The following is a 23,367-nucleotide window of genomic DNA, read 5'->3' on the forward strand; positions in this document are numbered from 1 at the left end:
CTCACGACCTCATCCGTCGCTCTTCACGTAGAACATCCGCTTGTTGACGAACTCGTCCATGCCCAGCGGGCCGAGCTCGCGACCGAAGCCGCTGCGCTTCACGCCGCCGAACGGGATCTCCGCGCCCTCACCGGCGGGCGTGTTCACGTTGGCCATGCCGACGTCGAGCTGGCGGGCGAGCCGTGCGGCCCGCTCCTCGTCGGTGCTGAACACCGCACCCCCGAGGCCGTACGGCGTGTCGTTGGCGAGCGTCAACGCCTCCTCGTCGGAGGACACGGAGTAGACGACGGCGACCGGGCCGAAGAGCTCCTCGCGGTAGGCCCGCATCTGCGGCGTGACCCCGGTCAGCACGGCCGGCGCGTAGTAGGCGCCCGCCCCGGCCTCTCCGCCGACGTGCAGCGTCGCGCCCTGCGCGACCGCGTCGTCGACGACCTCCTGGAGCCGCTCGCGGGCGGTCACCGACGACAGCGGCGGGTAGGTGTCGTCGCCGCGGTCCGGGTCGGCCGGGTCGCCGGGCCGCAGGCCGCTGGCCAGGTCGACGAGCTTGGCGACGAAGCCGTCGTACAGGTCGTCGGTGACGATGATCCGCTTGTTGGAGTTGCAGGCCTGGCCGGTGTTGTAGAGCCGGGTCTCCCAGGCCTGCTTCGCGGCGGCCTCGACGTCGTCGGAGTCCAGGACGACGTAGGGGTCCGAGCCGCCGAGCTCGAGGACGCACTTCTTCAGGTGCTGCCCGGCGAGCGCGGCGACGGTCGCGCCGGCCCGCTCCGAACCGGTGAGCGAGACGCCCTGGACCCGCGGGTCGGCGATCACCGTCTCGACCTGGGTGAAGGTGGCGAACAGGTTGCGGTAGACGCCGTCGGGGACGCCCGCGTCGGCCAGCAGCCGCTCGACGGCCTCCGCGCAGCGTGGCACCGACTCGGCGTGCTTGAGCAGCAGGGTGTTGCCGAGCACCAGGTTGGGCGCGACGAACCGAGCCACCTGGTAGTAGGGGAAGTTCCACGGCATCACGCCGAGCAGCAGCCCGATCGGCCGCTTCTGCACAACGGCGGTGTCGCCCGAGAACGACGTGATCGGCTGGTCGGCCGCGAGCGCCGGTCCGTGCTCGGCGTAGTAGTCGAAGATCGCCTGGCAGAACTCGACCTCCTCGACCGCCTCGCCCAGCGGCTTGCCCATCTCCTCGACCGCGATCAGCGCGAGCTCGTCGGCCCGCTCGGCGAACAGGGCGCCGACCCGCTTGGCCACCGCCGCCCGCTCCTCGAGCGTGGCGGAGCGCCAGGTGGCGAAGGCCCGGGCCCCGGCTGCGAGTGCCGCCTCGACGTCCGCGTCGGAGGCGAAGTCGAAGGTGGCCAGCACCTCCCCGGTCGTCGGGCTGGTCGAGGCGTACGTCGGCTGCGCGGTCATGCTCCGAGACTAGGAGTCAACGCAACCGCGGGTCCGGTCCCACCTCGGGACGTACGTCGCCGCCCGCGCCGATCCACCCCACCCCCGACTCGTAGCGCCGGACGACCCGGGCCGGGACGCCCGCCACGATCGCGTGGTCCTCAACCGTGCCCCGCACCACCGACCCGGCGGCCACGATCACGTGGCGACCGAGCGTGGTGCCGGGCAGCACGATCGCGCCGTGCCCGATCCAGCAGCCGTCGCCGATGACGACCGGGCTGTGCTGGCCGAACTGCCGACCGATCGGGATGTCCGGGTCCTGGTAGCCGTGGCTGGCGTCGGAGACGAACACGTCCTGCCCGCACCACACGTCGTCGCCGACGACGATCGACTCGTGCGCGGTGAGGCTGGTCCGCGCGCCGATCACGCATCGGTCACCGATCACCAGGCCGCGCTCGGGCAGCACGGCGTCCCCCGGCGAGTAGCCCACCGACAGCGTCGCCTGCCGACCGACCAGGGTGCGCGAGCCGAGGTGGATCGAGCCGACGTTCATCAGGGTGGCCGTCGGGAACCCCAGGCAGCTGCCCGGGCCGAAGCTCCCGAACGCGTCCGCCGCGCGGGTGCCGGGGACGATCTCCCCCGCCCGGTCCAGCCAGCCCCACGCCGCGTGCGTGGCGGCGCTGATCCACCTCCTGCGTCGACTCACCGCCGCAGGCTAGAGGACCGGGCCGCCACGCCGGACCACACCAGGACCCCGCACGGATCTTTTACTCACTTATCTGTATCTTAATACTCGACAATAGGGTCGTGAGCCGAGGAGCACCATGCCGCCATCCCCCGATCCCGCCGCCGCGGCCGGGGTCGCGCCCGTCGTGGCCCCCGACGCGCTGCGGACGTTGCTGACGGGCGAGCGGTCCGGACGCGTGGTGCTCCTGGAGGTCCGGCGCGAGTTGGGGCCGGCCGATGCGCGCCGTACCGGGGTGCCCGGTGCGCTCCTGGTCGGCCTGACCGCCGACCTGGTCGGCACCCCCCGGGAGGGCACCGGCTCGCTCCCGCTCCCCGACCGCGCCCAGGTCCAGGACCGGGTCGAGCGCTGGGGCGTCGACCCCGACTCGGTGGTCGTCGTCTACACCCGCGACCAGCCCGCTCTGGCGGCGCGCGCCTGGTGGACCCTGCGGTGGGCCGGGGTACCGGACGTGCGCTACCTCGACGGCGGCCTCGACGCCTGGGTGGCCGCGGGCGGGCCCCTCGGGGAGCACAGCGAGCCACCCGGGTCCGGCGCCCTCCGGGTCACCCTCGGGTCGCTGCCGGTGCTCGACGACGACGGCGCGGCCGCGCTGGCCCGCTCGGGACTGCTGCTCGACGCGCGTGGCACCCACGCCTACGCCGGCGGGGTGACGGGCGGTCACGTCCCCGGCGCCCACCACCTGCCCAGCACCGCCAACCTCGACGGCCTCGGCCGGCTGCGCAGGGCGGACGCGCTGCGAGCGACGTACGACGCCGTCGGGCTGGCGGAGGGCGTCGAGGTCGGCGCCTACTGCGGTGGCGGGACCAGCGCGACCCTCGACGTGCTCGCCCTGGCCACCCTCGGCGTGACGGCGGCGCTCTACCCGGGCTCGTGGTCGGCGTGGAGCTCGGACCCCTCGCGCCCCGTCGCCACCGGCGACCGGCCGGGCTGAGCCCGCAACGACGGCAGCGCCGCGGACCCCGAGGTCCGCGGCGCTGCCGGTGGTGCGTTCGTGCCGGTGCTACCGCTTCTTCTTCACCCGCAGCACGACGGTCCTGCTCCAGGCCGCGGCGTACTCCTCGCCCGCGACGACGTAGAGCCGGATCCGGTGCCGACCGGCGGAGAGCCGGGGCAGCTTCACCGTCCCGGTGCGACCGACCTTGACCGAGCGGAGGACCTTGCTGCCGTCGTAGACCAGGACGGTGGCGGGGGCCGACAGCCGGACCTTGACCGCGCCCTTCTGGTTCGTGCGCACGGTCTTCTTCACCAGCCCGACCGAGACGCCCGGGGCCGAGCGGGCCACCTTGAGGGTGGCGGTCGCGGTGCTGCCCGCGACCGTGGCCGAGCCCGAGTAGGTCGCGGTGACCAGGTGGGTGCCGACCGGGAGCGTCGCCGGGAGGGCCACCGTGGCCTTGCCACCGACGAGCGTCCCCGTCGCCGACCGGCCGGCGGCTGCGACGGTGACGGTGCCGGTGGCGGCCGGGTCGGCGGCGACGGTGACGGTCGCCTGGGCCGCGGTGCCGTACGTCGTGGCCGTGCTGCGCAGGCTCAGCGCGGTGACCGAGTCGGCCGGACCGCTCCACGGCAGGGCCGGGGCGAACGTGGTGTGCATGGCCGCCTGGGCCTGCTGCTCCACGGCGTAGCCCATCCCGAGGACGGTGGTGTCGGTCCAGGCCCGCCCGACGATCTGGACGTTGTTGGACTGGCCCTCGTCGTTCTTGCCGATCGGGACCATCACCGTCGGCAGGCCGACGCCCTGGGTGATGACGCCGGACGCGCGGTCGGAGCTGAAGATCGCCGACGACGCGTCGTTGTTGCCGATGCTGGTCAGGAAGCCCGGGTAGACCACGGCGTCGACCGGCTGGCCGAAGGCGGTGTCCATCCAGGAGGCCGCGTTGACCTTGTAGGCGTCCCGACGGGCCAGCAGGTTGGTGACGCTGGTGTCGTCCATCGGGTTGTAGTTGTAGTTGCCCGAGACGTTGTAGGGCAGGTTCGCCTGGTTCTCCAGCAGCTGCTTCGCGGTCATCGGGAACGTCGCGGGACGCTCCTCGCCGATGTAGCGCTCCCAGCCCTCGGAGCCGGCGCTGCCGGAGGTCGGGAAGCCGGCGGCCGGCGGGTTGGTCGGCGCGGTCGCGCCGGTGACCGCCACGAGGGTGCCGCCGGCGGCCTCGACCGCCGTACGGAACTGAGCGAGGGCCACGGCGCCGGCGTTGTCGTCGGTGATGGCCGTGGAGGCGAAGGCGCTCGGGACGTAGCCGATGACCTTGCCCTGCAGCGCGGTCGTCTTCAGCGCCGACTTCCACTCGACGGGACGCAGGTCGTTGTCCACGCGGGAGGTGAGCAGGTCGTCGGGGTTGTTGCCGGTGGTCCGGGTGGCCGTCGCGTCCAGGATCGAGGCGACGTCGGTGACCGACTTAGCGATCGGGCCGGCGTAGTCGGTGGCCCAGGTCAGCGGCATCACGCCGTTGGTGCTGGTCAGTCCGTCGGTGCCGCGGAACGTCGTCAGGCTGGCGCCGGTGGAGGGCGCGTAGAGCGAGACGCCGGTCTGGGTGCCCATCGCGGCGGCGGCCAGGTCGGCCGCGACCGCGGTGGCCGAGCCGCCGCTGGAGCCGAAGGAGGTCTTCGACGGGTAGAGGGCGTTCCAGGTCTGCTTGAAGCCGCTCTCGCTGAACGAGCCCGAGTTGGCGAACTCCGAAAGCACGGTCTTGCCGATCACGACGGCCCCGGCCTCGCGCAGCTTCGCGACCTGCCAGGCGTCCTTCTTCGGCTCCCAGTCCTTCAGGGCCAGGGTGCCGCCCGAGGTGGGCATGTCCTTGGTGTCGTAGATGTCCTTCAGCGCGATCGGGATGCCGAGCAGGTCGCCCGTGCGGCCGGCCTTCCGCGCCTGGTCGGCGGCGAGCGCCTGGGCGACCGCGTCCTTCGCGACGGTGATGAACGAGTGGAAGCCGAGCGCGCCGCCGTCGTACGCCTCGATCCGGTCGAGGTAGGCCTTGGTCAGCTGGACCGACGTGACGTTGCCGGCCACCAGGTCGGCCTGGAGCTGGGCGACGGTCTTGCCGGTGACGTCGTAGGCGACGTCGGTGGTGTGCTCGACCTCGGCGTCGGCAGCCGGGACCTGGAGCGGCTCGGCGCCCGCGCAGGCGGCGGCGTACGACGCGAGGTCCCAGTTCTCCAGGGTGCAGATCTCGTCGATCGTCAGGTTCGAGAAGTCCGGGCTCGCCGCGAGGGCCGCGGTGTCGGTCGCGATCTGGGTGGTGTCGCTGGTCGCGCCGACGACGACGAACTGGGCCAGGGACTCGGTCTCGCCCGGCTCGATCGTCAGCTCGCGGACGAAGCCCAGGTCGTTGGACCGGCTGCCGGTGGCGACGTACGGCGTGGTGAACGGGTCGGACTGCTGGTCGCCGAGCGCCTCGACGCCGGAGCCGACGACGACGCCGGTGGGGCGGGTCGTGCCGGGCGTGGTCGCCGAGATCCAGGTGTCCGCGGCGTCGACCACCGCGTCGCCGCTGCTGGACGCGGACACGGTCGCCTTGTTGGGGCTGGTGGCGGTGAAGCCGGATCCGAGCGAGCCGCCGAAGGAGACCTGGAGCGTCACCGTCTCGGTCGAGGAGTTGGTGAACGTGTCGAAGAAGCTGGTGGTGTTGCTGGCGGCCGCGACCCGGACCTTGCGGGTCATCAGGACGTCGCCGAGCCGGACCGACTTGGTCGAGAGGTAGGACCCGGGCGCGCCGGCCGTCAGGCCGAACCCGCGCATCATCTGGTCGTTCATCCGCGGCTCCTCGCCGGCGGGGGTGTCGACGTGGACGAAGATGTTGCCGAAGCCCTCCATCCGCGAGCCGGTGACGTTGCGGATCGAGCCGGTGTCGAGGCCCGGGCGTCGCGCGTCGTTGATGAAGACGGCTGCGCCGTTGCTGGTGGTGACGCTGGTCAGCGCCTGGGCTGCGGGGGTGACGGCGAGGGTGCCGACCGCGACCGCCGCGATCGCCGGCAGGGCGATCAGGCGGGCGGTACGACGCCCGGTGGTGCGTGGGGACATGAAGGATCCAGCGCCTTTCGTGGCAGGAGAGAAGAGGCGCTGGCCTTTCTACGGTCGTCCCGTTGCGCGTAAAGATTCCTCCTATTGCGGCGATGTAACGATTCACAGCCGTTCGACACGCGGACGTTTCCCGTGAACTAAGTCTAGTGGTTTAGTTTGATTACATGACGTTGCTCGCCACCGGCCGCCGTGCGGACCCGTCACCCGGTCCGAACCGATCCGGGTCGACCGGCATCGGACCTGGCGTGCACCGTGCCCCGCGAACCCCGAAGCGGACCGCTCCGCCGAGCCGGTCGTTCCGCCCCGACATCGAGGGTCTCCGTGCCCTCGCGGTCGGCTCCGTGCTGCTCAACCACGCCGGCCTGGCCTGGACGCCCGGCGGCTTCGCCGGCGTCGACGTCTTCCTGGTCATCTCCGGCTTCCTGATCACCTCGATGATGGCGCGCGAGCTGGCCGAGCGCGGACGCCTGGGCCTCGCCGACTTCTGGGCCCGCCGCGCTCGGCGGCTGCTGCCGGCGAGCTCCGTCGTCCTGGTCTTCAGCGGCCTCGTCTCGCTGCTCTGGCTGCCGGCGACCAGCCGTCAGGTGTTCGGCGGCGACATCGCCGCGGCCGCCGGGTACGTCGTCAACTGGCGCCTGGCCTTCCGCGAGGTCGACTACCTCGCCGAGCAGGTCGGGCCGTCGCCCGTGCAGCACTACTGGTCGCTCGCGGTCGAGGAGCAGTTCTACGTCGTCTGGCCGATCCTCGCCGCCCTCCTGGCCGCGCTCGTCCGGCACCGGTGGCGCGCCGTGCTCCTGGTGGTGCTCGTCGTCGCCACGACCACGTCCTTCGTCTTCACCCTCTCGTACGCCGTCGCCCAGCCCGGTCTCGCGTTCTTCGTCTCCACCACCCGGGTCTGGGAGCTCGGGGTCGGCGCGCTGCTGGCCCTGGCGCTGCCCTGGCTGCTGCGGATCCCAGCCGCCGTGCGCGGCGTCCTCGGCTGGGCCGGTGGCGCGGCCGTGGTGTCCGCGATCCTGCTGGTCGACTCGGGCACCCGCTGGCCCGGACCCGCGACCCTGCTGCCCGTGCTGGGCACCGCCGCGGCGATCCTGGCCGGCGCCGGGCGCACGGTGCCGTGGGGCGTGGGGCGGGTGCTCGGGCTGCGACCGGCGGTCTGGGTCGGCGCGCTGTCGTACTCGCTCTACCTCTGGCACTGGCCGCTCCTCGTCGCCGCCGAGGGGATCTGGGGGGACCTGCGGGTCCGCCAGGCGCTGCTGGTCGTGGCCGTCTCGGTCGTGCCGGCGTGGCTGTCCTACCGCTACCTCGAGACGCCCCTGCGCCACTCCCCCCGCCTGGCCCGGCCCCGGCCGGCCCTGCTCGCGGGGGCGTTCGGCACCGCCGTGGCCGCGGTCGCCGGCGTGGCGCTGGTGGCGTCGTACTCGCTCGTCGACACGGCCGAGGTGGCCACCGCGACCGAGGCGCCGGGAGCCCGCGCCCTGCAGGACCCGCGGTACGTCGACACCGACTGGGCGGCGGTGCGCCGCGTCGACCACCTGCGCCCCTCGCCGCTGGAGACCTACCGCGACCTGCCGCGCATCTACGCCGACCGCTGCGTCGCGCCGCCGCGCACCGGCAAGCTCCTCTCCTGCGAGTACGGCGATCCCGACGCCGACCGCACCGTCGTCCTGGTCGGCGACTCGAAGGCCGCCCAGTGGTTCACCCCGGTCGAGGCGATCGCCGAGCGCGAGGGCTGGCGGCTGGTCGTCATCGCCAAGAACGGCTGCCTGTTCGCCGACTCCGTGCTGCTCGACCACGGCCAGCGCAACGAGAACTGCGAGGCCTGGTCGCGCGACTCCCTGTCCATGGTCGAGGAGCTCCGGCCTGACGTCGTCCTCACCGTCACGCGGCCATCCAAGTCGCTGCCGCCGGGCGGCCAGACCACCGCCGACTACGAGCCGGAGGCGATGGTCGACGGCCTGGTGCACCACTGGGAGCGGGTGGCCGCGACCGGCGCCCGGATCGTCCCGATCCTCGACACCCCGGTGCCGTCGAGCATGACCATCCCGGACTGCGTGCAGGAGAACCTCGACGACCTCACCATCTGCACGGGGACGCTCGCGGACGGGGTTCCCCGCTCCGGCGCGGAGGTCCAGCGGGCGGCGGCCGAGCGGGTCCCCGGCACCCGCGTCGTCGACATGACGTCCGTGGTCTGCCCCGACGGCGTGCACTGCCCGGCGGTCATCGGCGGCGTCGTGGTCTACCGCGCCGGCACCCATCTCTCCGACAGCTTCGTCGAGTCCACCACCGAGATGTTCGCCGCCCGGCTGGCCGAGGCGACTGACGGGCTGCTGGGGGCGCGCACCGCCACCCGCTGATCCCCGGGCGGCGGTGAGCGGTCCACCGTTCCCGCGCGGCCTTCGGTGGCGGACGCACCGCCGCCGCGGGGTGTCGGCGGCGACGCGCCACCCAGCGGTGCGTCATCCACCGATCCGGTACGACGAACGGTGGACAGCCCACCGCCGGACCGGGGCCGCACGCCGGTGGCCGGGGCGCTACGAGCCGTCGGCCTCAGCCGACCGGCCTCCTCAGGATCTCCCGCAGCCGGCGGGCCTCGACCACCTGGCGACTGCTCCCCCGGCGCTCGGCGAGCGCGTCGAGACCCTCGACGGTGCCCCGCGCCCCCGCGAGGGGAGCGACCTCCGCGCCGAGGACCAGCAGGTCGACGAGTCCGGTCCCGGTCGCCGTGCCGGTCAGCAGCGGACGGAGCACCCCGGCGAGCGCGGGCCAGATCTCGACCGCTGCGCCGGCCCGCGCGGCGTCCCCCAGGGGCGTCACCAGGCGCTTGGCGACGATGTCTCCCCGCTCGACCATCGTGGCGAGTACCTCACCGAACGCGGCACCGTCGAGCTGCCTCCGGCCGGCCAGGACCAGGAGCCCGTCGGCTGCGGCCGACCAGGCGTCCTGGTGCTTGCCGGCCGCCGCGTAGGCGAGGCCGACCAGGAGCGCGTTCCCGACGGGGCCGGAGCCCTCGGTCAGGTCGACCAGGGCACCCAGCCCCTGGCATCGGGAGTCCCGGGCGCGGCTCAGCTCGCGGAGAAGATGGGCCGCCACGATGTCGCGGTGGTGCGGCAGGACCAGCGGCCAGGTGTCGAACGCGGCGCCTGGATCCCATCCGGCCGTCTGGCCCTTCCGGGGCACGGTCCATCGACTCAACCGCTCCCAGAGCAGCCCCGTGACCGGCGGGTCCTCGAGACTCTCGACCGCGGGCTCGGGCGCCCGTCCCCTCACCCCGACGGGGGTACGGCGCCCGCCCGACCGGATCCAGCGCGCCACCCGAGCGGCCGCGTCTCCACCCAGTGCCTCGAACAGCGCAGGGTCGGCCGCCGACGGGTCGAGGCGCAGCAGGGCCTGCTCGAGATCAAGCTCGTCCGGCGTCCATCCCTGTGCGGCCGCGGTGGCGAGGCGGTCGAGCAGGTCGCTGGCGGTGATCGCGCCGTCGAGGGTCGACGGGAGCGCGACGACCCGGACGGTCCCGTCGGTGCGGATGCGCTGGGCAAGGCTGAAGAGGCGCTCCGTGATCGCTCGCTCCGGGCCGGGACGACGGCCCAGGTGGGGGTCCGGCGCCGGTCGCCCCCAGGCGTCGCCGAGGCAGCTGGCCAGGAGGACCACCAGGCCGCACCGGGTCCCGAAGTCGAACCCGCTCGCGTGCTCGCGGTAGTACGCGTAGGTCCCGGACTGCGTGATCGTGGTCGCGGCTTGGCGCAGGCCGTCCCGGTCGGCGCCCGCGAGGCGCGGCAGGGCCTCCACCACGCGGTCGAGGTCGGCGCCGCGAGCCCGGAGCGGCTCCGACCGCACGATCGACGCCAGCTCCTCGACGAGCTCGTCGACCGAGGTGATCGGCAGCACCGGTCCGACCGGCGCCGGCGGGCCCGGCAGGGTCGCGACCGGCGGTGCCGGGAGCGGCGGAGCCGGGACCGCCTCCGCCGCCGGGAGACCGGACCCGAGTCGCAGGTGCAGGTCCCCCGGAAGCCCCTCGCCCGCGGCCGCGACCTCCGCCACGACCGCGGCCGACAATCCAGGCGCGAGCCGGACCAGCAGGTCGACGGCACCACGCTGGACGTCGGGCGCGGCGTTGTCCAGCGCGGCACAGGCCGCGCGGGCCACGAGGTCGGCGTCGGCAGGGACGGACCGGGCGTGCGCTGCCAGGTGCTTGAGCTGCGCCCGGAGCACCTTCTTGTCGGTCCGGGCGAAGACCGACCGCGACATCTCGAGGACGTCGTCGGCTCGGAGCAGACCTTCGGCGTGCTGGCGCTGGAGGTCGCGCTGCGCCACCGTGGCGACGCTGGTGGCGGACCCGGGCGGCAGCAGGACGAGGTAGCCGCGGACGCGGGCGGCCACCTCGTCCGGGGTCGGGTCCAGGGAGTCCAGGACGCGCACGACGTCGTTGGTCGCCTGGGGTCGTCCACCCCGCTGGAGGCGGGCCAGGGCGGCGTCGATCAACCCGTCGCGGTCGACCGCTCCGCTGTCCGCCAGGCGACGGAGCTGGCCGCCCTCGCTCAGCACGCCGGCGATCTCATCGACCTCGAGGGCCAGTGGCACGAGCGCGGCGTACGCCGGCTCCGCCCGCACCAGGTCGACGGGGTCGGACCCGTCGCGGCTGGGGGACCAGGCGACGTCGATCCACGCGGCGACGAACACCGGCACCGCGGGGGGCGGCAGCCCGATCCGGGTGCGCAGGCTCTCGATGAGCAGGTAGTCGTCGGGGTCGTAGGGGTTGAACCGGAGCCGTTCGGCGAGGGCGTCCACGAGGGCGGGCAGCCACGTCGGAGCCCGTCGTACGAGAACCTCGACGACGGCTCCGCCGACCAGCGACAGGCTCGGCAGCCGGTTGCCGTAGCGGTCGAACCTCACGTCCTGGTCGTCGGTTGGCCAGCCGGCGAAGCGGCGCACCCAAGCGGTCGTCGACCGGGCGTCCGGCAGGACCGCGGGGCCCACGACGGCCAGCCCGCGGGCCAGGTGGCGGGGGGCATCTCCCCACTCGCCGGACCGGGAGAGCGCGCGGACCGGCTTCACCAGCGTCTTGCGGCCGGCGTCGTCGAGGTCGTCGAGGCGGGCGACGAGCGGGGCGAGGTCCCGGGCCGCCATCAGCGGCACGAGCTCGTCGAGGGTCGGCGCGCTCATCCGGCCGAGGCCCGGCTGGTCACGAGGGTGGCGGCGAGAACGTGCTTGCAGGGTCCTCGCGCGCCGCGGTGCGTCGTCCACCAGGTGCAGGTGCAGGCCGTGCTGCCGTCGTCGCGGGTCCGGACCCGGTAGGTGCGCTCGCCGCTCACCACCTCGGCGACCGAGTCGCCCACGACGGTGACGGCGCCCGCGGCCGCCAGCTCCTCGGCCTGGCGGAGCCGAGGGTTGAGCCGACCGACGCTGGTGGCGTCGTAGGGCAGGTCGCGCTGGAAGTAGGCGGCGGTGGTGACGTCGTACCCGACCCGGCCGGCGACCGCCAGGCAGGCCAGGGCGGCCCGCACCCGCTCGGCGGGCAGGCCGGTCTGCTCGGCCAGGAGGTCCGGCTCCAGGCGGGACTGGTAGTCCAGCAGCCGGCCGACCTCGTCGGCGTCGTCCAGGGCCCCGCGCCCGGCGAGCACGGTCAGGCCCGCCCCCTCCCCGGAGAAGCCTCGGGCGGGCTCCGGGGAGAGCATCAGGACGTAGCGCAGACCGGGCAGCCGCAGCTCCCAGACCGAGGCCGTCGGCGCCGAGCCCGAGGCGAGGTGGGGACCGTAGGCCCGCAGCGCCGTCGCGTGCCGCACCAGCGGCAGCAGGGACGCCAGCCGTGCGGAGCCCGACAGGTGGACGCTGCCCGGCGCGGCGCGCGACGACAGCCGCCAGCCGCGGCCGGCCGGCACGACCCACCCGCGGGTGTCGCGGGCCAGGCCGGTGAGGAACGCCGCAGCCTGCCGGCCGTCGAGCTCGGTGCGCAGCTCGAACGTCGAGGCCAGCTGCTGGGCCTCCGCGAAGCCGCGCAGCCAACGGGTCGACAGGGGGACCCGTCGTTCCACGACCGAGCCCTCCCCGGTCGTCGCGACCAGGCCGTCGGAGCCGACCGAGAGGTGCAGCATCCCGTCGGCGGCGACGCCCGTCAGCATCCGGCGCAGCGGCTCGTTGACGTCGACGTTGGTCGTCCCCCGGTCGAGGAGGTCGCCATCCAGGATCTCGGGCTCGAGGTCGAGCCGCGCCTGGACACCGCCGCAGAGCGAGAACGACTCGAACCGCAGCATCCGACCGTCCGAGGTGACGACCGGGTCGAATCCGCCGCCCGCGGGCACCCGCTCACGCCGCCAGTACTCGGCGGCGGCGACGGAGGCGACCTGGCGCAGTGCCTCGGCGACGAGGTGCGGGCGGGTCACCCAGCCGTCGAAGAAGCGGGGGTGCGCCGCCGGGTGCAGCAGGGCCCGACCGCCGCCGGTCTCGAGGACCAGCCGGCGTGGGTCCGTCAGCGCGGACGGCCGCTGGTACGTGAGCGTCTGGGTCGACACGGGCTCCACCTCCGGGACCGCATGGTGCCACCACCCACCCCCGGTGTCCGGCGTTCCCCTCGTCGCGCCGGTGTCGGCAGGGCGGGACCACCCGGGCAGCGGTGAGCTGTCCACCGTTCCCGCGCGGCCTTCGGTGGCGGACGCACCGCCGCCGCGGGGTGTCGGCCGCGACGCGCCACCCGGCGGTGCGTCATCCACCGATCCGGTACGACGAACGGTGGACAGCTCACCGCCGGACCGGGGCCGCACGCCGTCAGCCCCGCAGCAGCCCCGCCAGCGACCGCCTCCGCAGCCGCCGCCACTCGACGCGGGCGACCACCAGGACGGCGCCGACGAGGACGCCGACCGCGAGCGCCGTCCACCACGGGAGGACCAGGTCCGGCGTCGTCGTCTGGCCGGTGATCCGCTCCAGCGACAGCGAGCCGAAGGTCGCGGCGGAGGCGCCGACGCCCAGGGCCAGGCCGGCCAGCACGGCCACCGCGACGGGGACGACGAGCTCGGCGCCCAGGACCCGGCGCAGCTCGCGGTCCCCGAGACCGAGCGCGCGCAGCCGGCCGAGCGACTCGCCCCGGGCCGGCGCCTCGGCAGCGGCCGCGAGCACCACCCCGAGGACGGCGAGCAGCAGGAGCAGGACCGAGGTGGCGACGGCCAGGCGGACCAGGCCCGCGGCCAGGGGCGCGTCCCGGCGGGCGGCGAGCTCGTCGTCGTACCGGAGGACGACGCCGGCCCCCGTCGCCTCCAGCGCGTCCGCCGCTCCGGGTCCGACCGCCCACACGGTGTCGGGCTGGGCCACCGCGCCGGCGTCGGCGAAGGCGGCGGCGTCCACGACCACCACCGGGTCGACCGAGGCGTCCACCCGGGGCGCGGTCCCGACGACGTCGAGCGGGACGTTCTCGTCGTCCCAGCGCACCACCAGGCCGTCGCGCAGCCCGGCGTCGCCGCCGAGCAGCAGCGCCGGCACCCGGTCGCCGCCGCCTCGGAGACGGGTGAGCCGGGGCGCGTCCGGGAGGGCGCTCGCCGCGAGCAGCGAGGCGTACGACGCCGCGTCGACCACCACCAGCCGCACCGAGTCGGCGCTGCTCCGCGACGACGCGCGCACGCCGTCCTCGACCCGCCCGGACGCCGCGGCGCGCACGCCCGGGGCGGCCGCGACCGCAGGGGCGAGGTCGGCGCCCGGGGCCGTGGTCAGCCGCGCGTCTCCCCCGACCGCGAGCAGCGCGCCGGCCGCCTGCCCCTCACGCTCGGTCGCCGCCAGCGCGACGCCCACGGTCAGCTGGGCGACCGCGACCGTGACCACCAGCAGCGGCAGCGCCCGGGCGCCGGTCTCCGCGATCCGCGCCGCGGCGAGGAACCGCACCGTCCCCGTCGTACGACGTCCGCCGCGCAGCGCCAGGCGGGCCGCCGGCGGCAGCAGCCGGAGCAGGACGACCGCGCCCGCGACCGCCCACCAGGTCGGGGCCGACGCCGCCGTCAGGTCGGCCCCGACCACGCCGCGCTGGCGCAGGGCCAGGAGGGCCAGCCCGGCCGCGACCAGCACGCTCGCCTCCAGGAAGAGCCGGGTCAGCCGCCGCGAGCGGGCCGCCGTACGACGGGCTGCGCGGTTGGCCGGCACCCGCCGTGCACCGGTCGCCCGCGCGGCGAGGACCGCCCCGAGGACCGGCGCCGCACCGACGGCGATCGCGAGCACCGGGAGCGACCAGCCCCAGCCGGGGGTGCCCGCCAGCAGGGCGACGGCGCCGAGCCCGACGGCGGCCCCGCCCACCGCGACGAGCAGCGACTCGACGAGCAGCTCGCCGGAGATGCCGGCCAGGGAGGCGCCGCGCTCGCGGGCCACCACGACCGGACCGGCGCGCCGTCGTACCAGGAGCTGGGCGCCGAGGGTCAGCACCAGCAGTGCGCAGGCGAGCAGCCCGAGCAGCAGGACCTGGGCCTGCCCCTGCGCGGACGCGACCTGCACGCGCTCGTCGGCCAGCACCCGGTCGAGCAGGCTGTCCCAGGAGAGGTCGCCGCCGCCGACCCCGGCGGTGGTCTGCAGCGAGGCCACGGCCTGCTCCAGCTCCCGCGAGTCGCGCCAGCGCAGCCGCTCGGGGCGCGGGGTGAAGAGGATGCGCTGCGTCAGGTCGTCGGCCGGTACGGCGAGCCGCAGGTCGGGCAACGCGGCGGCGGAGACGAGCGCCGCGGCCGAGGTGCGCAGCACGCCCTCGGAGATCCCCTGGGACGGCTCGAGCAGCTCGGTCGACACCTGCCAGGCGTCGTCGTCGGGGTCGGACGCGACGTAGACGCCGCTGATCCGGACCAGCACCTCGCGGTGCTGCTCGTCCTCGGCCGGGATCCGGTCGCCGGGGCCGACGTCGAGGGCGGCGGCCGCCGCCTCGGACAGCGCGACCTGCACCGGCCACGGACCCGCGCCGGCGGGCACGGCGGCGTCGGCGCGGTCCTCGCCCACGGCCGCCCGGGGCGCGTGACCCGCGGTGTAGGTGACGGCCGGCTCGCCGTCCGGGGTGTCGACGTAGGCGAGCCGCAGGTAGCGGCCCGGTCCGGCGTCCAGCAGCTGCAGCGCGAGGGTGGTGGTCGTCGCGACCCCGGGCCGGAGCACCCGGGCCAGCCGGCCGGGCAGCGTGCCCTGCGCGTACGACGTGGCCTGGCGCAGCTCGGTCGCGGAGCCCGGGTCGCGGGTCCGCTCGCCGCGCGGGTCGTCGTACCCCTCGGGGAGGGTGGCGACCACCGCACCGCGCAGGCCGGCGTCGCGCACCGCGTCCGCGAAGGCCCGGTCGCCCGTGCGGTCGGTCAGGGGCGCGACCGCCGCGGTCAGGGCGGTGGTGAGCGCGACGACCAGGCCCATGAGGAGCAGCAGGCCGGGATCGCTGCGCACCCGGCCGCGGAGGGTGGGTCCGTGCAGTCTCATCCGTCCCCCTGACGCAGGTCGGCGAGGTCGGAGCGTCGTACCTGGCGGGCGGTGACGACCGCCGTGAGGGCCAGCACGCCCACCAGGAGCCCCCCGAGGACCAGCGCCGACACCGTCCACGGCCAGGCGACGACCGCGGCGGGGACCGGCGCCGCGCCGAGGTCGGAGCGGACCAGGTCGGGTCCGATCGCCAGCACCACCCCGGCGCCGGCGAGGGTCCCCGCCAGCAGCAGCGGTACGACGAGCGCCGCGTGCTCGGCCAGCAGCAGCCGCCGGGCGCCGCGCCGGGTCAGGCCGAGGGCCCGCAGCCGCGGCACCTCGGCGGTCCGCCGGCGCCGGTCGGCGCCGAGCACCAGCCCGACACCGGCAAGCAGCAGCACCGCCGCGGCCACGACGAGGGTGAGCAGCGCGGCCGGGACGGTGACCCGGAGCGGCCCCTGGGCGAGGTCGGTCGCGAGCTCCTGCCGGGTGAGCACCTCACCCAGGTCGAGGTCCTCCAGGGCGCGGGTGGTCCCGGGGCCGGGGTCCGCCACCCACCAGCCGTCGACGACCGGCTCGAGCCGGCCGGCGTCCACGAGCGCCCGCGAGACGGTGTCGACGTCCGCCAGCACCGCCGTCCGACCGGGGGCACCGGGCACGCTGGGCACCACGGCCGCCACCCGGAACGGCAGGTCGGTCTCCCCGACGATCGCGGACAGGTCGTCGCCGACCCCCACGCCGACGGCGTCGGCCAGGTCCTGCGAGACGGCGACCGGCACCTCGTCCGGGGGCGCGAAGGCGGTCACCAGCAGGTCGGCGCCGGTGTAGGCGAGGTAGGCCAGGTCCAGCCGGGCGGTGACCCGCAGCCCGGGGACGACCTCGGCGCTGCGGACCGGGGTGTCCCGACCCAGCGCGTGCACCTGCCAGCCCGCGGTGTCCCCCGGGACGCCGAGCGCGATCTCCACGTCCGCCGTCCCCACGGTCGGCTCGTCGACCGGCGCCCCGTCGACCTCCAGCCGTACGGCGACCAGCCGCTGGTCCGGTCCGATCGGCCCCCGCCACTCCACCGGGTGAGGCCGGCCGTCCATCGGCACGGCCACGCCGGAGACCGACCCGCGGAAGCCGGACGCGTCCTGCAGCACCACCGTGGGCGTGACCCGCGCCCCGTCCAGCGCGGTCCCCGTCAGCTCCAGACCGGCGCCGTCCTCGGGGACGGGCACCCCCTCGACCGGCGGCCCGGGGGCCAGCTCGGCACCGACCGCCGACCAGGGCCGCCCCGCCTCGTGGCGCCCGCGGAGCAGCTCGCCGGCGTGCCGGCTGTCGACGGCCACGAGCACGGGGGGCGAGCCGGCCTCGCCGACGTACCGGCCGAGCACGACCGGGCGGTCCACCACCGCGGACACGACCGGGTCCTGGTCGGCGGTCGCCGCGATCACGGCGGCGGCGTCCGCGCTGCTCGGCGGCCCGGCGAGCGTGAGCGCGAGGTCGGTGCCGACCCGCAGCGCGGCCTGGTCGTCCTGCGACTGCGACCAGGTGCTGTGGAGCGCCAGGCCGACGGGGATCGCGGCGACGGCGGCGACGATCAGCAGCGTCGCCGTACCGGTGCGGGCCCGGAGGGCCGCCTGGTGCGCCGCCAGCGGCAGGACCAGGCCGCGGGACCGGGCCGCCGCCCGGGCCACCAGGGCGAGGAGCAGCGGGACCAGCCGGACCACGAGCACGGTCGCGGCGGCCAGGCAGACGACCGGCGCCAGCAGCAGCGTGACGTCACCGCCGGTGGCGGCCCCGGCCGGCTGCGAGCGCAGCTGCCACGCGCAGACCACGGCGGCGCCGACCAGCAGCGCGTCGACGCCGAGCCCCGCGACGGCGCGGCGCCGGGAGGCGGCGGTCGTCGTCGACGGATCCACCGCGGACGCGACCAGCGCCAGGGTGAGCACCAGCGCCGCCGCCAGGACGGTCACCACGAGCCCCGCCGTGACCGTGGGCGACTGGGCCAGCCCGGCCGCCTCGAGGGACGGCAGGTGGGTGAGCCGGGAGTGGGCGAGCGCGGCCGCGGGAAGGGCCGGCACGGACGCGGCGACGGCGAGCAGCAGCGCCTCCCCGAGCGCGGCGCCGACCTGCTGCCCGCGGCTCAGGCCGAGGGCGACGAGCAGGGCCCGCTCCTCGTCCCGTACGGCGGCGACCGACCGGCCCGCCAGCAGCACCGCCGCGAGCGACAGCGCGGCGCCGAGCAGCAGCACGACCACCACGGTCGCCCGCGTGGTGTCCTGCTGGGCGTGGATCCGGTCGAGGGTCCGCGGCAGGTCCGAGCCCACCCGGGTGATCCGGGCCCGGTCGCCGACCCGCGAGTCCAGGAGCGCCGAGGCCCGGTCGAGCGCGGCGACGGCGTCCCGCAGCGCCCGGTCGTCGGCGAGGGCGAGGGTCGGGTGGGCGGTGACCCGCAGCCCGGACACCGTCGAGCCGCTGGCGCGGAGCTCGTCGTCGGTGACGACGAACGGCCCGAACGCCGGTGCCGTCACCGAGCCGTCGCTGAACGACGGCTCGGAGCCCGCGCCGCCCAGCGGGTCGGTCTCCCACCCGGCCCGCGAGAGCGGCCGAAAGGTGCCGACGACCCGGAGCGCGAGGTCGCCGTCCACGCCGCCCTGCCCGATCTCCCCGCCGAGTCGCAGCCGGTCCCCCGCCCGGAGCTCCAGGCGACTCGCGGCGACGTCGGGCAGCACCGTCTCGCCGGCCCCGACCGGCCAGCGACCCGAGGTGAGCACCGCCCGCTGCTCGACGTCATCCCCGGCCACGAGGTAGCCCAGCCGGTCGCCGTCGGCGAGCCGGCGCATCCGCGAGGTCGCGCTGCCGGTCACCGTCGGGTCCGTCGTGGCCAGCACCCCGGCGACCACGACGCCGGCCTCCTCGCGGGCCGCGACCAGGTCGGGGCCGGGGAGGTCGACGAGGTAGGCGGTCACGTCCACCTCGGCCGGCTCGGACCGCTGCACCTGCTCGGCGAAGGCCCGGTCCTGGGTCGGGCCCAGCAGCAGCGCGCAGGTGCCGAGCAGGGTCGCCGCCACCGCCACCAGGACGACGGCGGCGACGACCATCCGCCGCTGCACGAGGGCCCGGCGTACGACGAACCTCAGCACGTCACCCGTGCACCCGTCCGTCGGCGATGGTGAGGACCCGGTCGGCGAGCGACATCATCACCGGGTCGTGGGTCGCGACCACCGCGGTCACGCCCTCGGACTCGACCACGGCCCGGAGCAGGGCCATCACCGCGAGCCCGGTCTCGGCGTCGAGCTGGCCGGTCGGCTCGTCGGCGACGAGCAGTCGGGGCGAGCCGGCGAGTGCCCGGGCGATGGCCACCCGCTGCTGCTGGCCGCCGGAGAGCTCGGCCGGTCGCTGCTGGGCGTGCTCGCGCAGGCCGACCAGGTCGAGCAGCAGGGCCACCCGCTGCTCGCGCGCGGCCACCGCCGTACGACGCAGGCGCAGCGGGACGCCGACGTTCTCGGCCGCCGTGAGCGCGGGCAGCAGGCCGAAGGTCTGGAAGACGTAGGACACCGTGTCGCGCCGCAGGGCGCTCAGCCCCTCGTCGCCGAGCGCGGTCACCTCGGTGCCCTCGAGGTGGACGGTCCCGGTGTCGGGTCGGTCGAGGCCGCCGAGCAGGTTGAGCAGCGTGGTCTTGCCCGAGCCGGACCGGCCGACCACGGCCACCATCTCGCCGGGGGCCACGTCGAAGGAGACGTCGCGCAGCGCGTGCACGGTGCCCGGGCCCGCGCCGTACGACCGGGTGAGCCCGCGGACGACGACCGCGCTCACCGGCCCCCCTCGCGGTCCGAGCGGATCTCGACGTGGTCCGCGGCCAGGGCGAGCCGGACCCGGCGGGTGAGGTCGAGCGCCTCGCGGAACTCGCGCGGCACCTGGACCCGACCCGCGCGGTCCATCACGGCGTACTCCTCCGCCGCGCCGAGCGCCCCCGCCCCCTCGTCGCTGCGCAGCACCTCGCTGCTGGTGCGGCCGTCCCGGATCGCCACGGTCCGGGCGACCTGGTCGCTGACCGCGCGGTCGTGGGTGACCACGACGACCGTCGCCCCGAGCACCCGGTTGGCGGTGCGCAGCGCGGCGAACACCTCCTGCGCGGTCTCGCTGTCCAGCTCGCCGGTGGGCTCGTCGGCGAGCAGCACCCGCGGCCGGATGGCCAGCGCCACCGCGATCGCCACCCGCTGCTGCTCGCCGCCCGACATCTGCCCGGGCCGCCGGTCGGCGCAGTGCGTGACCCCCAGTGTGTCCAGCAGCTCCGCGGTGCGCTCGCGCCGCTCGCTCCGTCGTACGCCGGCGATGCTCAGCGGGAGGTCGACCACCTGGGCGGCGGTCAGGTAGGGCACCAGGTTGCGCACCGACTGCTGACGCACGAACCCGACCACGTGCCGCCGGTAGCGCACCCGGTCCGCGCGGCTCATGTCCAGCAGGTCGTGCCCCGCCACCCGCGCCCGCCCGGCGGTGGGCGCGTCCACCCCGGCCAGCACCTGCAGCAGCGTCGACTTGCCCGACCCGGACGCCCCGACCAGCGCGATCATCTCGCCCTCGTGCACCAGCAGGTCGAGCCCCTGCAGGGCCTGCACCTCGACGCTCTCGGTCTGGTAGATCCGCACCAGGTTGTCGCAGACCACCAGCGCGTCGTGCCCGAACTCCGGCCCGTGGTCGGGCGCGGCCGGCAGTGCCAGACCCGGTCCCACCACGGCTCTCCCCCGCTCCTGTGACGTGCCCGGTGATGCTAGTCCCGCGGGGCGCCCCGGCGGATCCGTTCCGCGCGACGCGCCGTCGGGCGGTGCGGTGTCCACCGTTCCTGGCCGGCCGATGGTGGGCGGCTCACCGCCCCAGAGCGCTCAGCGGCAGGCCCCGCGGGCTCGCGAACCGTCGTACGACGCCGTCGACCGGGTCGACGTACTCCAGCTCGCTGGCGAGCAGCTGCAGCGGCCGCGTGAAGTCGTCGACGTCCACCTCCAGGTCGACCGGGTAGATCGGGTCGTCGACGATCGGGGCGCCGAGGTCGCGCAGGTGCAGCCGCAGCTGGTGGGTGCGGCCGGTGCGCGGGGTGAGCCGGTAGACCGCGAGGTCGCCGCGCCGCTCCTCCAGCTCCACCAGCGTCTCGGCGTTGACCGGCGCACCGGCCACGATCTCCGCCCGCCCGGTGCCGGGGATCGCCGCGATGTGGTCGCGGACCGTGCGCGGCTCCTCCAGCTCCGCCCGGTACGGCGCCAGCGCGCGGTAGGTCTTGCGCGCCGTCCCCTGCGCGAACATCGCCTGGTAGGCCCCGCGCCACTGCTTCCCGACCGCGCAGAGCACCAGTCCGGAGGTCACCCGGTCGAGCCGGTGCATCGGCGTCAGGTCCGGCAGGCCGAGCTCGTCACGCAGCCGGACGACGAGGCTCTGCGTCACGTGCCGCCCCCGCGGGACCGTCGACAGGAAGGCGGGCTTGTCGACCACCAGGACCCGCTCGTCGCGGTGGACGAGGGTGAGCGGACCCGGCACGACGGGCTCGTCGCGCAGGTCGCGGTGGAACCACACGAAGGTGTGCGGCCGGTAGGGGTCCGCGTCCGCGACGGGGCGCGCGTCGGCGTACACGAAGCGGCCGGCGGCGAGCATCGGCTCCACCTCGACGCGGGCGTCGACGTGGTCGCGCAGCCAGGCCCCCATCGTCGTCCACGGCGCGGGCCGCTCCGGGTCGCGGTGCGGCGTGCACACCCAGGCCGCGCTCAGCCCGTGCCGGAGCGGCAGCGGGGAGCGGGGCGGCACGGCGCGATCCTACGGAGCGGCGTCGATCCGGCTCCGGAGCAGCGCCCCCATCCGCGCCACCGCCGAGCCGGCCGCGTCCGAGAGCTCGGCGAAGCGCCAGAAGCCGTGCGGCATCCCCGGCTCCTCGCTGAGATCGACCGGCACCCCGGCGACGCGGAGCCGACGCCCCAGCTCGCGGCCCTCGTCGCGCAGCGGGTCCCGCCCCGCGACGACGAGCACCGTCGGCGGGAGCGCACCGAGGTCGGGCGAGAGCAGCGGCGCGAACCGCACGTCGTCGCGCAGCGCCGGATCGGCGAGGTACTGCTCGGTGCACCACTCCAGCCGCTCCGACGTCAGCCCGTAGGCGTCGGCGAGCTCGCTCCGCGAGGGGTACGACGGGTCGCCGTGCACCAGCGGGTTCACCAGCAGCTGGGCGACCGGCGCCGCGGTCGTCCCCGCCAGCGCGAGCGCCGCCCCCAGCGCAAGGTTCGCCCCCGCGCTCGGACCCGCGACCGCGACCCGGTCGGCGAGCTCGTCGGCCGCCCAGCGGACGGCGGCCAGGGCGTCGTCGTACGCCGCGGGGAAGCGGTGGGCGGGGGCCAGCCGGTAGTCGACCGCGAGCACGCTGCGCCCGGTGTCGCGGCAGAGCATCCGTGCGTGGGCGTCGTGGCTGTCCAGCCCGCCGCTGACGAACCCGCCCCCGTGCAGGAAGACCACGACGCAGTCGTCGCGCTCCCCGCCGTACAGGCGCACCGGGACGCCGGGGCCCGGCACCGTCAGGTCCCGCACGGACCGCACCTGTGGCCCGGGCGGCTCCGCCACTGCCCCACCACGGGCGAGTACGGCGATCTGCGGGTCGAGGTGCGGGTCGTTCACCTCGCCAACGTAGGTCCGTGGCGTGGCGTCACGCCCGCGACGGACGTTGCCATCTCCGCATCGTGCGATGCCCCCGGACCACGCGTGCTCGGCCAGGTCGGCTCACCCGAGCCGGCGCCACGTCCAGTCCGACCGACCGACACGGACGGACTTCGTGACCCGGCCACCGTTCGCCGCCGTGGGACGGAGGATCCGCTGGAACCGTCCCTCCCCCGTCGTGCGCTTGACGAGGAGGAGGCCGAGGTAGGGCCGGTGCCGGGCACCGTTCGCCGACGAGCAGCCGCCCGCCCGCAACCCGGTGACACCGCGGTAGCCGCTCGCCTTCAGGACCACATCCGTCGCCTTCGCGCCGTCGTTCGTCACGACGTGGAGCGCGCCGGCCCGGTCGGTGTAGTAGATCCGCGACTCACCGAACTCCTCGCCGCGCGCGGTCATCGCGGTCGCGCCGCTGATCGTGACCGGCAGGACCGTCCTCCGGACGAGCTTGCTGCCCGTGAACCTCGCGCGCCGCAGCGCCCGGTCGGCGCCCACCCAGAAGACGTTGCCGTTGTCGAACGTGATCAGCCGGCTCGGGTACCCGCGTCCGACCACCTTCAGGACGCGCACGCTCAGGTTCCCGCCCTCGTTCCACTCGGTCGCGACGAGCCGGATCTTGCCGTCCGTCGCCGCGACCAGCTGCTCGGTCTCCTCGTGCCCCGGCCAGCCGTTGTAGCTCAGGAGCGTCCACGAGATCGGTCGCCAGCCCACCGGCCCGGCCGTCGTCTTCGACACCTCGACCCGGTCGTTCACCACACGGCGGAAGGTGATCCGCCCGTCCTGGGTGTGCCCGAAGGCCTCCATCGTGCACCGGAACCCGCCCGCGGCCGACGAGGCCGCCGCCGGGCTCGGCGAGACCGAGCCCATGCTGAGCACCGCCGACACGACGGTCACGAGGACCAGGGCCAGGACCCGAGAGCGCTTCATCACCGGGTCAAGGTAGGGGACGCTCGCCGGCCGTGCAGGGGGTTCGGGAAACTCGGGTACGCCGGGCGCACCTCCTGCGACCAGCCGTTCACGCCGGCATGGCCCGGATGCTTCCGACGGGTCCACCACGGGCCTCCACCCCGGATGCGTCGCAGGTGCAGGAGGACTCCGGGATCACGGTCTGGTTCGGGACCCGACGGCAGAGGGGCTCGACCCTGACGTCACCTCCCCTCTCGCG

14 protein-coding genes are annotated in these 23,367 nt (G+C 75.6%); 2 read left to right on the forward strand and 12 right to left on the reverse strand.

Features of this window, described 5'->3' with window-relative positions; all coding sequences use genetic code 11:
* Positions 1-9: 9 nt before the first annotated feature.
* A complete protein-coding gene (locus tag BLT76_RS08675) occupies positions 10-1,401 on the reverse strand; it encodes an NAD-dependent succinate-semialdehyde dehydrogenase (RefSeq protein WP_090853889.1) in 1,392 nt (463 codons plus the stop codon).
* Between the two features lie 16 nt (positions 1,402-1,417).
* Positions 1,418-2,086 carry an acyltransferase gene (locus BLT76_RS26575; RefSeq protein WP_280139632.1) on the reverse strand — a complete coding sequence of 223 codons (669 nt, stop codon included), beginning with the start codon at positions 2,084-2,086 and terminating at the stop codon, positions 1,418-1,420.
* Between the two features lie 118 nt (positions 2,087-2,204).
* On the opposite strand from BLT76_RS26575, the gene BLT76_RS08685 reads away from it, so the two are divergent.
* Positions 2,205-3,059 carry a sulfurtransferase gene (locus BLT76_RS08685; protein WP_090853892.1) on the forward strand — a complete coding sequence of 285 codons (855 nt, stop codon included), beginning with the start codon at positions 2,205-2,207 and terminating at the stop codon, positions 3,057-3,059.
* A gap of 69 nt (positions 3,060-3,128) precedes the next feature.
* Here BLT76_RS08685 and BLT76_RS08690 read toward each other — a convergent pair whose 3' ends face one another.
* Positions 3,129-6,143 (reverse strand): amidase family protein, encoded by a 3,015-nt coding sequence (locus BLT76_RS08690; protein WP_090853895.1) that lies wholly within the window; start codon positions 6,141-6,143, stop codon positions 3,129-3,131.
* A 164-nt stretch (positions 6,144-6,307) separates the two neighbouring features.
* On the opposite strand from BLT76_RS08690, the gene BLT76_RS08695 reads away from it, so the two are divergent.
* On the forward strand, positions 6,308-8,497 hold the full coding sequence (locus BLT76_RS08695; RefSeq protein ID WP_090853898.1) for an acyltransferase family protein: 2,190 nt from the start codon (positions 6,308-6,310) through the stop codon (positions 8,495-8,497).
* A gap of 193 nt (positions 8,498-8,690) precedes the next feature.
* Here BLT76_RS08695 and BLT76_RS08700 read toward each other — a convergent pair whose 3' ends face one another.
* The 9 genes from BLT76_RS08700 to BLT76_RS08740 form a co-directional block, all read right to left on the reverse strand.
* Complete coding sequence (locus BLT76_RS08700) at positions 8,691-11,303, reverse strand: DUF6493 family protein (RefSeq protein WP_090853901.1); 2,613 nt, start codon at positions 11,301-11,303, stop codon at positions 8,691-8,693.
* Positions 11,300-12,649: an SWIM zinc finger family protein gene (locus BLT76_RS08705; RefSeq protein ID WP_211752821.1), complete on the reverse strand. Its 1,350-nt coding sequence runs from the start codon at positions 12,647-12,649 to the stop codon at positions 11,300-11,302. Before BLT76_RS08705 ends, BLT76_RS08700 begins: the two co-directional genes overlap by 4 nt.
* 253 nt (positions 12,650-12,902) lie before the next feature.
* Entirely contained in the window at positions 12,903-15,554 is a 2,652-nt protein-coding gene (locus BLT76_RS08710; protein WP_139175452.1) for an FtsX-like permease family protein, read from the reverse strand.
* Positions 15,551-18,661, reverse strand: coding sequence for an FtsX-like permease family protein (locus BLT76_RS08715; protein ID WP_090853909.1), 3,111 nt, complete (start codon positions 18,659-18,661; stop codon positions 15,551-15,553). Before BLT76_RS08715 ends, BLT76_RS08710 begins: the two co-directional genes overlap by 4 nt.
* A gap of 1 nt (position 18,662) precedes the next feature.
* Positions 18,663-19,334, reverse strand: coding sequence for an ABC transporter ATP-binding protein (locus BLT76_RS08720; protein ID WP_090853911.1), 672 nt, complete (start codon positions 19,332-19,334; stop codon positions 18,663-18,665).
* Positions 19,331-20,251, reverse strand: coding sequence for an ATP-binding cassette domain-containing protein (locus BLT76_RS08725; protein ID WP_090854505.1), 921 nt, complete (start codon positions 20,249-20,251; stop codon positions 19,331-19,333). The genes BLT76_RS08720 and BLT76_RS08725 overlap by 4 nt, the downstream gene beginning before the upstream one ends.
* Before the next feature lie 133 nt (positions 20,252-20,384).
* Positions 20,385-21,311 (reverse strand): pseudouridine synthase, encoded by a 927-nt coding sequence (locus tag BLT76_RS08730; RefSeq protein ID WP_090853914.1) that lies wholly within the window; start codon positions 21,309-21,311, stop codon positions 20,385-20,387.
* 9 nt (positions 21,312-21,320) lie between these two features.
* Entirely contained in the window at positions 21,321-22,166 is an 846-nt protein-coding gene (locus BLT76_RS08735; RefSeq protein ID WP_170866983.1) for an alpha/beta hydrolase, read from the reverse strand.
* A gap of 102 nt (positions 22,167-22,268) precedes the next feature.
* Positions 22,269-23,132, reverse strand: coding sequence for a hypothetical protein (locus tag BLT76_RS08740; RefSeq protein WP_139175453.1), 864 nt, complete (start codon positions 23,130-23,132; stop codon positions 22,269-22,271).
* Positions 23,133-23,367: the final 235 nt, after the last annotated feature.

It is taken from the genome of Nocardioides lianchengensis (assembly GCF_900101465.1).
GTDB classification, from domain to species: domain Bacteria; phylum Actinomycetota; class Actinomycetes; order Propionibacteriales; family Nocardioidaceae; genus Nocardioides; species Nocardioides lianchengensis.

Excerpts from the sequence above, each read along its gene's own strand:
- BLT76_RS08675 (WP_090853889.1), bottom strand. The coding sequence starts at position 1,401 with ATGACCGCGCAGCCGACGTACGCCTCGACCAGCCCGACGACCGGGGAG.
- BLT76_RS08685 (WP_090853892.1), top strand. The coding sequence starts at position 2,205 with ATGCCGCCATCCCCCGATCCCGCCGCCGCGGCCGGGGTCGCGCCCGTC.
- BLT76_RS08690 (WP_090853895.1), bottom strand. The coding sequence starts at position 6,143 with ATGTCCCCACGCACCACCGGGCGTCGTACCGCCCGCCTGATCGCCCTG.
- BLT76_RS08695 (WP_090853898.1), top strand. The coding sequence starts at position 6,308 with ATGACGTTGCTCGCCACCGGCCGCCGTGCGGACCCGTCACCCGGTCCG.
- BLT76_RS08700 (WP_090853901.1), bottom strand. The coding sequence starts at position 11,303 with ATGAGCGCGCCGACCCTCGACGAGCTCGTGCCGCTGATGGCGGCCCGG.
- BLT76_RS08710 (WP_139175452.1), bottom strand. The coding sequence starts at position 15,554 with ATGAGACTGCACGGACCCACCCTCCGCGGCCGGGTGCGCAGCGATCCC.